Genomic DNA, 13,238 nt, shown 5'->3' on the forward strand with positions numbered 1-13,238 from the left:
CGTCGGTACCGGCCGGGGGGTGGCGGGAAACAGCCGGTGTGGCCTCCGCCACTCACTGGACCCGGCCGGGCGGGGAACCGGACCTGTATGACGGAGCTCGGTCTGCCCGAAGAAATCCTGGCCTGCCTGTTCGACCTCGACGGGGTCGTCACCAAGACAGCCGTGGTCCACGCCGCCGCCTGGAAGGAGACCTTCGACGCCGTCCTGCGCGAGCGCGAGGGCGACGCGTTCCGGCCGTTCGACGCCGTCGCCGACTACGACGAGTACGTCGACGGCCGGCCGCGCGCGGACGGTGTGCGCACCTTCCTCGCCTCCCGCGGCATCCGGCTGCCCGAGGGCACTCCGGAGGACCCGCCCGACGCCCCCACCGTGCACGGCGTCGGCAACCGCAAGAACGACCTCCTGCTGGAGAGGATCCGCACCGGAGGTGTCGAGGCCTACGACGGCACCCTGCGCTACCTCGGGGCGGTCCGCGCCCGGGGCCTGCGCACCGCGATCGTCTCCTCCAGCGCCAACTGCCGTGACGTCCTGCGCGCGATCGGCGCCGAGGACCTGTTCGACGTGCGCGTCGACGGCGTGGTGGCGGCCGAGCGCGGGCTGCCCGGCAAGCCGAAGCCGGACACCTTCCTTGCCGCCGCCCGCGACCTCGGCGTCGAGGCACGCCGGGCGGCCGTGTTCGAGGACGCGCTGGCCGGCATGGACGCGGGACGCGCGGGCGGCTTCGGGTACGTCGTCGGCGTCGACCGCACCGGACAGGCCGAGGCCCTGTACGCGCACGGCGCGGACCGGGTCGTCCGGGACCTCGCCGAACTGGGGGACACGGAGTGATCGCACAGGGGGCGTACGCCGTCGAGCCGTGGACCGTGCGGGAGACCGACCTCAGGCTCGACGTGCTGGCACAGAGCGAGTCCGTGTTCGCGCTGTCCAACGGCCATGTCGGCTGGCGCGGCAACCTCGACGAGGGCGAGCCGCACGGCCTGCCCGGCTCGTACCTCAACGGCGTGCACGAGCTGCACCCGCTGCCGTACGCCGAGGCCGGTTACGGCTATCCGGAGTCCGGCCAGACGGTCATCAACGTCACCAACGGCAAGGTGGTGCGGCTGCTGGTCGACGACGAGCCGTTCGACCTGCGCTACGGGCGGCTCGTCGCGCACGAGCGGACCCTGGACCTGCGCCGCGGTGTCCTGGAGCGGGTCTGCGAGTGGACCTCGCCGGCCGGTTCGACGGTGCGGGTGCGCTCGACCCGGCTGGTGTCGCTCACCCAGCGGGCGATCGCGGCCGTAGCGTACGAGGTGGAGCCCGTCGACAGCCGCACGCGGGTGGTGATCCAGTCGGAGCTGGTGGCCAACGAGAGCCTGCCCGAGCCCAACGGCGACCCGCGGGCCGCGCGGGCACTGAAGTCGCCGCTGGAGCCCGAGGAGGACTTCGCCGACGGGTCCCGGCTGCGGCTCGTGCACCGCACCCGGCGCAGCGGTCTGCGCGTCGCCGTGGCCGCCGACCACGTGGTGAACGGTCCCGGCCGCACCACCACGAGCAGCGAGAGCAACGTGGACGTGTCCCGCCTCACCGTCACCTCCGTGCTGGACCCCGGTGAGCGGCTGCGGGTGGAGAAACTGGTCGCGCACGGCTGGTCCGGCGCCCGCTCCCGGCCCGCGATGAGCGACCAGGTCGAGGCGGCGCTCGCGGCGGCCGCCCACAGCGGCTGGCAGGGGCTGCTCGACGAACAGCGGGCCTACCTGGACGACTTCTGGGCGCGGGCCGACGTGGAGGTGGACGGCGACGAGGAGATCCAGCAGGCGGTCCGCTTCGCCCTCTTCCACGTGCTCCAGGCCGGCGCCCGCGCGGAGGGGCGGGCGATCCCGGCCAAGGGCCTGACCGGCTCCGGCTACGACGGCCACGCCTTCTGGGACACCGAGACGTTCGTGCTGCCCCTGCTGACCTACACCTCGCCCGACGCGGTCGCCGAGGCGCTGGGCTGGCGGCAGGACACCCTGCCCGCGGCCCGGGAACGCGCCGCCCAACTGGGGCTGCGCGGCGCCGCGTTCCCGTGGCGGACGATCGACGGTTCGGAGGGCTCGGCGTACTGGCCCGCCGGAACCGCCGCCTTCCACGTCAACGCCGATATAGCCGACGCCGTGATCCGGTACGTGGCGGCGACCGGCGACCGCGACTTCGAGCGGGACACCGGCGTGGAACTGCTGGTGGAGACCGCCCGGCTGTGGCGCTCGCTCGGCCACCACGACCACCACGGCGCCTTCCACGTCGACGGTGTCACCGGCCCCGACGAGTACAGCGCGATCGCCGACGACAACACGTACACCAACCTCATGGCGCGGGCGAACCTGCTGGCCGCCGCCGAGGCCGTCGAGCGCCACCCCGAACAGGCCGCGCGCCTGGACGTGGACGACGAGGAGAGCGCCGCCTGGCGGGCCGCGGCCGGTGCCATGACCGTCCCGTACAACGACGACCTCGGGGTGCACGAGCAGCACGCGGGCTTCACCCGCTACCAGCGCTGGGACTTCGCGGCCACCGGCCCGGACCGGTTCCCGCTGATGCTGCACTTCCCCTACTTCGACCTGTACCGCAAGCAGGTCGTCAAGCAGGCGGACCTGGTGCTCGCGATGTACACCTGCGGCAGCCACTTCGACGACGAGCAGCTCGCCCGCAACTTCGCCTACTACGAGCCGCTGACGGTCCGGGACTCCTCGCTGTCCGCCTGCGTCCAGGCCGTCGTCGCCGCCCAGGCCGGCCACCTCGGCCTCGCCTACGACTACACCGTCGAGGCGGCCCTGATGGACCTGGCCGACCTGGAGCAGAACACCCGCGACGGCCTGCACATCGCGTCGCTGGCCGGGACGTGGACGGCGCTGGTCGCCGGTTTCGGCGGAATGCGCCGCGACGGCGACACGCTGCGCTTCGCGCCCCGCCTGCCCGAGCAGTTCAGCCGGCTCGCCTTCACCATTCAGCTCCGCGGCCGCCGGCTGCGCGTGGAGATCACCCCGGACAAGGCCACGTACACCCTGCTCAACGGAGCGCCCATGACCATCGGTCACCACGGCGAACCCCTGGAGGTCGGTCCCGACAGCCCCGCCGTGCGCACCGTCCCTCCGGCACCCGTCCGCCCGGCCCCCGAGCAGCCCCCGCACCGCGCCCCCAACGCCCGCTGAGCAGTCGCCCGAGCGGCCGCGCTGCCCGCCCAGCGCCCGGCCGCACCGGGCGCTGCGCATGCCGCACCCATGGGTTGGTTCGTGCGTTTTTCCTGATATGGGTGGAGCCGGGCCCTGGCCGACAGCGTGCGCGTCACCCGTCGTGCCGCGCCATGCCGCACACAGCCGGCCGGCCCGCTTCCTGATGCGCTGCGGACCGACGGCGGCCCGCTCCGGGACCGCGCTCGCCGTCACGGCCACGGCGGGCGCGGTCGTGCACGGCGCGCTGACCGCGGTACGCGCCCTGGCGTGCCCCGGTGTGCTGCGGCTGCCGGACCTCCCCGGCGGCGCGAGGTGCTCTGACCCGGCGGGGACCCGGCACGGCCGGCGCCCCCGTCCGGGGCCGCGGCCTGCGGGAAGCGTGATTGGAGCGCGTGCGACGGGAAACGCGAAGAGGGACCGACGCCGAGATCACATCGGCGCTGTGCGACGAGGAGGCAGCCATGGGCAGCGAAGGGACGCGCCCCGAACCGGTGGCGGACGACGCGATGGCCGACGACGCCTACCAGCCCACCGGGAGCAACGAGGAGCAGGAGGACGCCGCGCCCCTGGACCTGCAGGACGCCGTCGACGAGCGCACGTACGACGACATGCTGGACGAGGGTTACTCGCCGCCGGAGAAGCCCCTCGGCGCCACCAGGTACGGCACCACGGCCGCCGAGCAGCACGAGGGCGAGACCCTCGACCAGCGGCTCGCCCAGGAGCAGCCCGACGTGACCGGGGCCGCCGGGGACGGTGTCGGCGACCTGCCCGGCGGCGAGGGCGAGCCGGTCGACCCGGAGGCGGGCACCGAGCGCGCCGGACGCCTGGTGGCGCCGGACGAGGGGGCGCACCCGGACACCACCAAGGAGGCCGTCGCCGAGGACAAGGGCGTCGACGCGGGAGCCGCGGGCGCCGAGGAGGCGGCCGTGCACATCGTGGACGAGGACCGGCTCTGAGCGACCGGCTCCGAACGGGCGTCTCCGAGCTTGTGCTGCAGCTATCCTCCGGGCGCGCCGGATGGTTTTGAGGGTCTGGGGGCGTTCGACGGTCCTGCCGACGTCGTAGCGGGGTGCCCGGTGCTTGTTCTTGGCACCGGGTGGCCGTCCAGGGCCGGCTCCTCGGGGTGGGGGAACACGGGCCGGGCAGGCGAGCCGAGCGCTGATGTCCCTGAACCCCCGGCGGATCCGGGGCGCGGCCTGAGAAGTGGGGTACGGGTTCCCACCTGGTCCGGGCGTTCGTCCCGGCGTCGGAGTGAGTGTCCGACAGTGGCCGAGCATCCCGTCCCTTCGACGGGTGCTCGACCGTCAGCCGCGTCGACGTGCCGCCGACCAGGGGTGGTTCGCCGCCGTGGTCGAGCCATGGGGAGCGGTGGGTGAGCCGGGGGTGGACCCGGTCCCATGCCTGGGTCTCGGCCTTGCCGTAGTCGGTGGTGCCGGTGACGCGCGGCCGGGTGGGCGGGCCGCGACAACGCCGCCGCCCGGGGCGACGGCGTTGTCGGCCACGTTACTGGCGCCTGCCCGCCCTCCGGCTCGGCGGGCGGGGCGGGATCAGTGGGCGCCGGGCTCGGCCGCGATGCGCTCCAGGACGGCGTCGAGGTCGGCGCGGGGCCACCAGGCGCCCTCGCGCATCACCCCGGCGATCTTGTGCAGGGCGGCGTGGTCCGCGACGGGGTCCTCGTCCAGGAGCACCAGGTCGGCGGGCAGTCCGGCGGCGACCCGGCCGGACTCGCCCTCCCGGCCCAGGAAGCGGGCCGGTTCGGTGGTCGTCATCCGCAGAATGGTCAGCGGGTCCAGGCCCGCCTCGGCGAGGTAGTCGAACTCGTCGTGCAGGGCGAAACCGGGAACGATGCCGGCGGCTCCGCACGCGTCGGTGCCCGCGATCATCGGCACCCCCGCGTCGGCGAAGGTCTTGGTCATCCGCAGCTGGGCGTCCCAGTGGCCGCGCAAGGCGTTGCGGGTGACGTCGGGAAGCTCGGCGAACTTCGCGGCCGCCCCGTCCCAGGCGTGCAGCTCCTCGGGAGCCATGTAGCGGCGCCGGGGGTCCTCGGTGTGCTCGGGGGAATCGCCGAACTGCTGGGTGTGGACGCGGATCAGGGTCGGGCACTGCCAGGTGTCGTGCTCGACGAAGAGGGCCGCCAGCTCCTCGGCCTTGCCCTGGTCGTAGGAGCCGTCGGCCAGTTCGTAGGCGTGCGCCTCGGCCTCGGAGGTGCCCGTGGCGGGATTCAGCGCCAGCTGCTTGATCATCTTCGCCTGTGCCCGAAGGGCGCCGGGGGTCTGGGTGACGGGCAGCGGCGGCAGTTCCCGCGTGGCCTTCATGGCCCGCACCTCGTCCTCCTGCGTGGAGGCCGCGGCGAACACGGTGACGCCGGGGCCGAGGTGCTCGATCGACCACACGCCGCCGCGCGCCGCCTCCCGCGGGTCGAGGTCGTGGGCGAGGTGGCCGCCGAGCCGGATGCCGATCCGGTTGGCCTCCTCCAGGGCGGCCATGAAGGTCTCGCGGGTGGTGACGCCGGCCTTGACGAAGTCGGCGCCGTCCGCGTGCTGCTCGCGCACCGCCGCCACCACGGCCTCGACCGTGCTCGCGTTCAGCGGCGTCAGCAGTTCCCCGGCGGTCGCCAGGAGGGCCGGGGCCCCGGTCGGCGCGGGCAGGGTGCCCTCACGGCGGGCGGCCAGCAGCGCCCGGCTGCCGGACATCTGGCGGAACCCGGCGATGCCTTTGGCGAGCATCAGCGCGTAGGTGCCGTCGATGTCGTCGGGGATCTCGGGCGCATGGGTGTGCATGTCCATGAAGGCGGGCACCAGGAAGCGGCCCCGTCCCTCGACGACGTGCGCACCGTCGACCGGCGCGCCGGTCGCCGTCACCGACGTGATCCGGCCCCCCTCGACCACCACGTCCTGGCCCGGAGTGCGGCTCCCGTCCAGCGGGTCGACCACGGTGACGTTCCGCACCACCACGTGACCGGTGACCGAGGATGGCTGGACGTACCTGCTCATGGAAGCTCCTGGAAAAGATCTCGCGGTGTACCGCCCCCCTGAGCGCCGCGCGGCGTACTTCCAGCTTGTGTCGTGCAGAGCGCCAGATCAAGCGGCATCCGCCGACAGTGATGTTTGGTCAGGCCGAAGGATCGGACGTGGGGAAGGCCGCGAACCTCACCCACCTGGAGTGCTTTCTCCCGTGGCCGGGGAGCTTCACCTCGGTCGAGCGGCCGGGCGCCTCCCTCGCCGTCCCGCTTCCGCCGGCGGGGCCGTCACAGTGCTGGAGCACGGCGTCGGCGGAGCGCTCTGCACCCGCACCAGTCGGCTCGTGCAGCTCACCGATCGCGGACGCTGGTTCCTGGGCGAGGTCGAGGAACCGTACCGCCGGCTCGCCCAGACGTGCCGCACGGCGCTCGAGCGGGCGGCAACGAAGGCCGGGCCCGGGCCACGACACGGCCGGGACCCGGACAGCTCCCGTCTACTAGGCTGCGGCGGGGACGTTCTCGGTCACGGCATCCGGGTCGCTGACTTCGTCGGACGTGAACACGATCATGATCACCGCACCCAGAACGGCGAAGGCGGCGAACGCGGCGAAGCTGACCAAGGCGGGCCGTCCGATGAGGAAGCCCCCGATCAGCGGACCAAGGATCCCAGCGATACGGCCGACACCGCTCACCACCCCCACTGCGCCCGCCCGCAGAGCGGAGGGGAAGCACATCGCTGTGAATCCGTAGATCACGGGCTGGACACCTATCCCGGCGCCGGCGATGAAGAGAAGCACGTACAGCGCCGGAAGCGGAAGGTGGACGGACAGCGCCAGGATGGCGCCGGCGGTGAGCAGCAGCCCGAACGCGGCGGCCCTTCGGGCACCGATGCGGTCCGCTGTCCAGGCGCCGCCATAAGCTCCCGCCAGGCCGCCGAAGGTGTAGACGAGCATGAACAGCAGGGCCGAGTCCAGGGAGTAGCCGCTCGTCCGCATGATCACCGGCAGCCAGGTCAGGAGCCCGAGGGAGAGAATCTGACAACAGGCCGTGATGAGCGTGAGCACGATCAGCAGACGCCACCTCCCCTGACTGACCAGTTGTGCGAGCTGGGGTGGGGTCTTGGCCTTCGTCGGGCCGGCATCCAGCGGCCCGGGCGCCCACGTGCCGAGCTTCATGGCCGCGACCGGGAGGATGGTGACCAGCGGGACGAGGCCGCCCAGCAGGAAGACGCCTCTCCACCCCCAGTCGTCCAGGAACGCCAAGGCGCTCAGGGTGGCGAAGATGCCCCCGATACCCAGCCCCGAAAGGGCCACTCCGTTCAGGAAGTGCCGGCGGCCTGGCGGGGCGGTGGACACCGTCAGTGCCACTGCCGTAGGCACGACTCCGCCCAGGCCCAGGCCTGCGACGAACCGGGCGATTCCCAGCGTGGTGGGGGTGGGGGCGACGGCACTCACGATCATGGCGACGGAGAACCAGGCGATGCAGGCCATGAACATGCGGCGTACGCCGATACGGTCGGCCAGAACTCCGGCTGTGACGGCTCCGAAGCACATGCCGAGCACCGTTGCGCTGGCTATCGCGCCCACCTGGGACGGGTTCAGCGCCCAGTCCGAGTACTGCAGGAGATCGGGTGCGGCGGCACCGTAGATGCCCAGGTCGTACCCGTCAGCAGCGATCGCGGCGCACGCCAGGGCGGCGACCCCGACGTAGCTGGGAAAGGCTTTCTTGAAGGTCACGAACATTCCTCACAGAGGTTGATTGCGCAGAAGTGGGCCGACGGTGCGCGCCGGCGCTGTGCCGCGAAGCGGACGCGGTTCGAGCACGGGCAGGGCATCGGCGGGTTTCGCCGAGACAGCCGGCTCGTGCAGAACGCCGTTCTTTGAGCGCCGCAGCGCCGTGGGTCAACGATCGACGTGAGTCATGACGGCCCGACCGGCCCGGCGGACGCGTCGGTGTCGCCGCGGATGCCTGCACGCACCGGGTGCGTAGCCCCGGGCCGGCAACACCGGGCAGATCTTTCGTTCGCTCCCATGCGGGGTGGCCATGGGGCGTAATGATCTTCGTCGTTCAACCGGCTGCGGCCGGGCGGGGCACTTCCCTTCCCGCACACGCTCGTGGCGCCGCGCCAGTGCCTTCCCGTGCCACATAGGACGGCTTATTTCGAGCCAATTAAATGGACGCCGCCGCCTGGCCACTACGGGCTGTGCAACCAACCCATCCGCTCCACACTGCGCCCGGAGCGCAAGTACGCCGTCCGAGCAGACTCAGGGCTCGGCCCGCGACGACAAGCGTGCCCGTGGCACGCAGACGGTTCCCATCTCGCAGGCCAGCACCTTCGTCGTCACGGGCAGTGATGATCGGTGCGCGTGTGAGACCTTGTCTCCGGTCTCCGAAGCCCGTCCCCCGCAGCGCTGGAACGGGATGAAGCCATGTACCTCGGCGGCGCCGACCCTCACGAGCCCCTGCTCAGCCAGGCGGCTCTGGCCGACCTGACCGGCTTCCCCTCGATCCTGATCCATGTGGGCATCGACAAGGGGCCCGCTCGGCTCCACCTTGAGGTCCGAGCCTCGGGCCTTGCCGGCCCTCCTCGGTGACGCGGTGGCCACCCAGGACACCGTCACCCAGACACAACCGACGAGGCGGTTCCTGAAACCCGGGATGCCGCCGCAGTCAGGCATCAACGGGGAAACACGCGGGCACTTCCAGCTCGGCCCAGATCGTTTTGCCCAACTGACCGTATCTGCTTCCCCAGCGCTTACTCAGCTGCGCAACGAGGAACAGACCGCGGCCTCCCTCGTCGCCGGGAGCGGCGCGCCGCAGCCGGGGCTGGGTGTTGCTCGGGTCGGTGACCTCACAGAACAGGAACATGTCGTGGATGAGCCGTAGCCCGACGGGACCGCCCGCGTATCGAACCGCGTTGGTCACCAGCTCACTGACGATCAACTCGACCGCGAAGTCGAGAGGCTCCAGACCCCACTCGGCGAGCTTGGCGGAAGAGGCGGCTCTGGCCTCGGCGACCGCAGCGGGGTCGGCTGGAAACTCCCACTCCGCGACGGCGTGGGGACGCAGCGGCCGGGCGCGGGCGAGGAGCAGAGCGGTGTCGTCAGCCGCGTGATGCTGCGCCGGCTCACTGGTCAGGGCGCGGGTTGCCTCCGCCAGAGGGCTGGCAGACCGGTGAAGTCCGTCGATGTGCAGGGCGAGCCGGTCAACCGCGGTGTCGATGTCGTTGGCATTCCGGGCGAGCAGACCATCGGTATACAGGGCGAGCCAGCTGTCCGGAGCCAGTCGAAACGTGGTCGTCTCGAAGGGCAGGCCGCCGACGCCGAGCGGCGGGCCGGGGTGTACCGCAATGGGGCAGGCGGTACTGCCGGACTCGGCCATGATGGGTGGCGGGTGCCCGGCACTGGCGACGGTGCACTGCTGTGTGACCGGGTCGTACAGGGCGACCAGGCAGGTGGCACCCACTACATCTCGCTCTGCCGGGTGCGCCTCAGCCGCGAGTCGGCCTACCAGTTCGTCCAGCCGAGTGAGGAGCTCATCGGGGGGTAGTTCGAGGTCGGCCAGGGTCTGCACGGCAGTGCGCAGCCGCCCCATTGTGGCGGCTGCGTGCAACCCGTGGCCGATCACATCGCCGACGACCATGGCTACCCGGAGAGAGGGAAGCGGGATCACGTCGAACCAGTCGCCGCCGATCTCCGCGCCCCCTGCCGCAGGCAGGTACCGGCCTACGGCCTCGACTGCCGGGGTTTGCGTGGTGGCGGCCGGCAGAAGCCGTTGCTGGAGGGCGACGGCCGCGTTGTGTTCGCGGGTGTATCGGCGCGCGTTGTCGATGCTGAGCGCGGCGTGCGCGGCGATCTCCGTCAGCAGATCCGCGTCCTGCTCGTCAAAGGGCTGTTCACGGTCCGTGCGCCATGCGCCGATGACTCCAAGGATCAGACCGCGCGCGAACAGGGGGGCGACAGCCAGACAGCGTCCGTCCTCAGGGATGAGCAGCTTTCTCAGCTCCTCCGATCCAAGCGTCTGCTCCACCGTGTCCCGGTCGGAGACGACTGTGCGCCCTTCCTGGAGGCTGCGAAGCCTGGGCAGGTCCGGCATGGCCGGGAACGCCTCCCCGGGGCTCAGCAGCCCCGCGGGCCAGCCGTGGGATCCCTTTACTCCCATACGGCGCAGATACGGATCACCTCCGCCGATTGTTTTGTGGGGCTCATTCCCGGCCAGAACGGCTTCGGCGAGGTCGACGGCGACAAGACCTGCGAAGTCGGGCACCAGCACATCAGCAATGTCCTGGGCGGTTCGGCTGACGTCCAGGGAAGACCCGATGCTGATCGCAGCCTGATGCCGCAACCTTAGCCGCTGGTCCGCACGCCACCGCGTCGTAGCGTCCGTGAGCAGGACGGTGACCCCGGTCGGCTGTCCGCGGCGGTCCGTAGTGCGCACGGCCGCTACCGAGAACGAGTACTCCTGTCCGGGTTCATGCAGGACACGTATGCGCTGAGCGGGATCCACCAGCGGTGTGCCCGTCTCGAGTACCCCGCGAAGCTCTGCCTCGGCCTTGGCGGCATCGGAACCTACCACCACGTCGGCCAACCGGCTGCCGGACGGCAGAGGCACCAAGCCCGCCTCGGTGAAGTTGCTGCGCACTACGGAAAGGCGGGTGTCGCGCAGAACGACCCCGATTCGCTTCTGCGTAAGCAGCGCGCGCATCAGTGCTGCCCCCCGCTCGGACTCCTCCGCGCGATCGGCGGGCACGGCGAGCAGCAACCGGTACGCGGTGGGCCCAAGGGGCAGCACACGGCAGCGGACGGCTACACCGTGTCCGCGGGCATGGCGCAGCAACGCTGTCGCTCCGTGATCAGGAAGACCGTCGCTGCGACGGTGCGCGTCCGCGAACAGCGAGGTCACGGGCCGGCCGCAGACGGCATCAGCGGGAGTCTCGAGCAGATCGGCGGCGGTGCTGGACCACTGTTGCACGGTCCCCCGCTGATCGATCAGGGCGGCCACCACGCCGGTGAGGAAGTCGGCGAACATGCGCTCGTCGGCGTTGTCGTGTGCACTGCGACTATTCACACTGACCCTCATCAGCCGGTCGACACTCCAAGCACTCTCATTATGCGCAGATGTACTCTTTCACGACGTGATGGAATATTTATTCCATCTGCTCCAAAGGGCAGTGCTCCGGGAATGATCGCTTTGCTGTGCCGGCGCATTGCGCCGGCACGAAGACAGCCTTTTGGCTGCGCAACGCCCGGTGTTATACGCGACGCGACTGCACGAACGCCGCCCGAGCCGCACTCGCCGAGACCCACCGCGTCTACGACGATCTCGCATCACAGGTGGACGGCGTAGGAGATGCCCGTGGGGAAGAGGTCTACGCCGAGCTGGACCCAATGCCGTGCAGTCAGGGTGCTGGGCTGTTTTTCAAGCAGCCTGATGTGGCGACGAAGCTCCTGCTGAACCGTGTCGACCCAAATCACTGTTCAGCGAGGGCTTTCGCTCCCGGTCATTCAGTCGGGCACCGGCCACGTCCCGGGCCCCCGTCGAACGGGGCAGCGTGCGCGAGCGCCCGCGGGCCACCGGTGCCGGGCCCGCGGGCGCTCACCGGCGCCGGGTCACGGCAGCAGCTTGTCCAGCGCGGCGTCGCCCTCCTGTGCCAGCTTGCGCCGCGCCCACTCCAGGTTCTTCGGCGTGAGGTCCTTGCCGGAAGCGAGCACCACGTCCTCCGGCGACACGTCCGTGCCGGTACGGGTGTGGAGCAGGGCGTCCGGGGTGACGCGGTCCGCGTGCTGCCGGGACGCGTCGGGCTCTGGCGTCGACATGATCTGCTCCTCCGGTCCGGTGATCCGCTGCGGACCCGTCGCGGTCAACGGGTCCACTTACACCATTCAACGCCTCGGCACGCCCTGCATCCGGAAGCCGGAACCCCGGCGTCAGCGCCGCGGTGCCCCGGGTACCAGAACCAGCATCGTGACGTCGTCGTGGATGCTCCGGGTGTGCCGCAGCAGGTCCTGCCACACGCGGTCGGGCAACGCGGTGGCGGGACCGTCCCCGTTCAGCAGCGCCAGGCGCTCGGCCACCGGGTAGAAGGCGCCGGCCGGGTCACGGGCCTCGAAGACGCCGTCCGAGGCCAGGAAGAGCCGGTCGCCCGGCTCCAGCGGCACGGTCAGCGCCCGGTGCGGGGCGGCGTCGGCGAGGCCCAGCCCCAGCGGCGTGCACGCCTCGACCCCGAGGTCCGTGGCCCGGCCCGCGCGCAGCAGCACCGGCGGCGGATGCCCGCAGGCCACCACCCGGGCGGACCGCACGTCGCGGGCGAACTCCAGCAGCACGGCGGTGGCGAACAGTTCGGCGCGCCGGGCCTGCGCCGAGTCCACCGTCAGCCGGCGGTCCAGCCGGCCGGCCACCGACTCCAGGTCCGGATCGTCCAGCACCGCCTCCCGGAAGGCGCCGAGCAGCGAGGCCACGGTGCCGACGGCCGCCAGCCCGTGCCCCTGCACGTCGCCCAGCACCGCCCGCACCCCGTACGGGCCGTCGCGCACGTCGAAGAAGTCACCGCCGACCAGCGTCCCGCGCTGCGCGGCCCGGTACAGGCCGGAGCAGCGCACCGGCCCGACCACCTCGGGCAGCGGCGGCAGCAGGGCGCGCTGCGCGGCCTCCGCGATGGCGCGTTCCAGGTCCAGCTGGGCGTCGCGGTGGCTGCGGACGAAGGACACGAAGACGCTCAGCACGGCCACGAAGCCGATCGTCCACAGGTCGGTGTCGCCGGGCCGGTTGATCTGGAGCGCCGGCACGTGCAGCAGGACGATCGCCGCCCCGCCCAGCAGCGCCGTCGCCAGCGGCCCGTACGACAGGACGGCCAGCGGCGGGATGGCGCCCAGCAGGAAGCCGATGTCGAGGGGTTGGTGGCTGACCGCCGTGGCCACGGCCACGCCCGCGATCAGGGCGACCGGCAGCACCCGCACCCAGCGCGGCGGCGGCGCGCCCCGCAGCCAGCCCCGCAGGTCACGCTGCCGGAGCGGTGACGGGACGTGCGCCGTACCCACACCCCCACGCTGCTACGCCGGGCGGCGCGTCGCACGTCGGGCGCCGGTGCCGGC

The 13,238-nt window shown here is 71.9% G+C and carries 8 protein-coding genes and 1 pseudogene; 3 read left to right on the plus strand and 6 right to left on the minus strand.

The genetic code is table 11. From position 1 onward, the window contains the following. Nucleotides 1-87: 87 nt before the first annotated feature. The 3 genes from ACFF45_RS21315 to ACFF45_RS21325 all read left to right on the plus strand — a co-directional run bounded on the left by ACFF45_RS21315 (nt 88) and on the right by ACFF45_RS21325 (nt 4,144). Nucleotides 88-828 (plus strand): HAD family hydrolase, encoded by a 741-nt coding sequence (locus tag ACFF45_RS21315; protein ID WP_381348016.1) that lies wholly within the window; start codon nt 88-90, stop codon nt 826-828. After that, entirely contained in the window at nt 825-3,167 is a 2,343-nt protein-coding gene (locus tag ACFF45_RS21320; protein WP_381348017.1) for a glycoside hydrolase family 65 protein, read from the plus strand. The genes ACFF45_RS21315 and ACFF45_RS21320 overlap by 4 nt, the downstream gene beginning before the upstream one ends. A gap of 482 nt (nt 3,168-3,649) precedes the next feature. Then, nucleotides 3,650-4,144, plus strand: a complete 495-nt coding sequence (locus tag ACFF45_RS21325; RefSeq protein ID WP_381348018.1) for a DUF5709 domain-containing protein — start codon at nt 3,650-3,652, stop codon at nt 4,142-4,144. A gap of 45 nt (nt 4,145-4,189) precedes the next feature. Here ACFF45_RS21325 and ACFF45_RS35665 read toward each other — a convergent pair. The 6 genes and pseudogenes from ACFF45_RS35665 to ACFF45_RS21350 form a co-directional block, all read right to left on the minus strand. Further along, a pseudogene (locus tag ACFF45_RS35665) lies at nt 4,190-4,628 on the minus strand (NF041680 family putative transposase); the annotation flags it as partial. A 107-nt stretch (nt 4,629-4,735) separates the two neighbouring features. Continuing rightward, nucleotides 4,736-6,181, minus strand: coding sequence for an amidohydrolase family protein (locus ACFF45_RS21330; protein ID WP_381348019.1), 1,446 nt, complete (start codon nt 6,179-6,181; stop codon nt 4,736-4,738). A gap of 463 nt (nt 6,182-6,644) precedes the next feature. Next, complete coding sequence (locus ACFF45_RS21335; protein ID WP_381348020.1) at nt 6,645-7,883, minus strand: MFS transporter; 1,239 nt, start codon at nt 7,881-7,883, stop codon at nt 6,645-6,647. A 934-nt stretch (nt 7,884-8,817) separates the two neighbouring features. Next, nucleotides 8,818-11,175 carry a SpoIIE family protein phosphatase gene (locus ACFF45_RS21340; protein WP_446697137.1) on the minus strand — a complete coding sequence of 786 codons (2,358 nt, stop codon included), beginning with the start codon at nt 11,173-11,175 and terminating at the stop codon, nt 8,818-8,820. Between the two features lie 581 nt (nt 11,176-11,756). Beyond that, entirely contained in the window at nt 11,757-11,963 is a 207-nt protein-coding gene (locus tag ACFF45_RS21345) for a hypothetical protein (protein WP_381348022.1), read from the minus strand. 111 nt (nt 11,964-12,074) lie between these two features. Next, complete coding sequence (locus ACFF45_RS21350) at nt 12,075-13,184, minus strand: PP2C family protein-serine/threonine phosphatase (protein ID WP_381348023.1); 1,110 nt, start codon at nt 13,182-13,184, stop codon at nt 12,075-12,077. Between the last annotated feature and the right edge of the window lie 54 nt (nt 13,185-13,238).

It is taken from the genome of Streptomyces cinereospinus (genome assembly GCF_042430725.1).
GTDB lineage: Bacteria > Actinomycetota > Actinomycetes > Streptomycetales > Streptomycetaceae > Streptomyces > Streptomyces cinereospinus.

Bases quoted from the DNA above. Each gene is read 5' to 3' on its own strand.
- ACFF45_RS21315 (WP_381348016.1), top strand. From the start codon at position 88: ATGACGGAGCTCGGTCTGCCCGAAGAAATCCTGGCCTGCCTGTTCGAC.
- ACFF45_RS21330 (WP_381348019.1), bottom strand. From the start codon at position 6,181: ATGAGCAGGTACGTCCAGCCATCCTCGGTCACCGGTCACGTGGTGGTG.
- ACFF45_RS21325 (WP_381348018.1), top strand. From the start codon at position 3,650: ATGGGCAGCGAAGGGACGCGCCCCGAACCGGTGGCGGACGACGCGATG.
- ACFF45_RS21345 (WP_381348022.1), bottom strand. From the start codon at position 11,963: ATGTCGACGCCAGAGCCCGACGCGTCCCGGCAGCACGCGGACCGCGTC.
- ACFF45_RS21340 (WP_446697137.1), bottom strand. From the start codon at position 11,175: ATGTTCGCCGACTTCCTCACCGGCGTGGTGGCCGCCCTGATCGATCAG.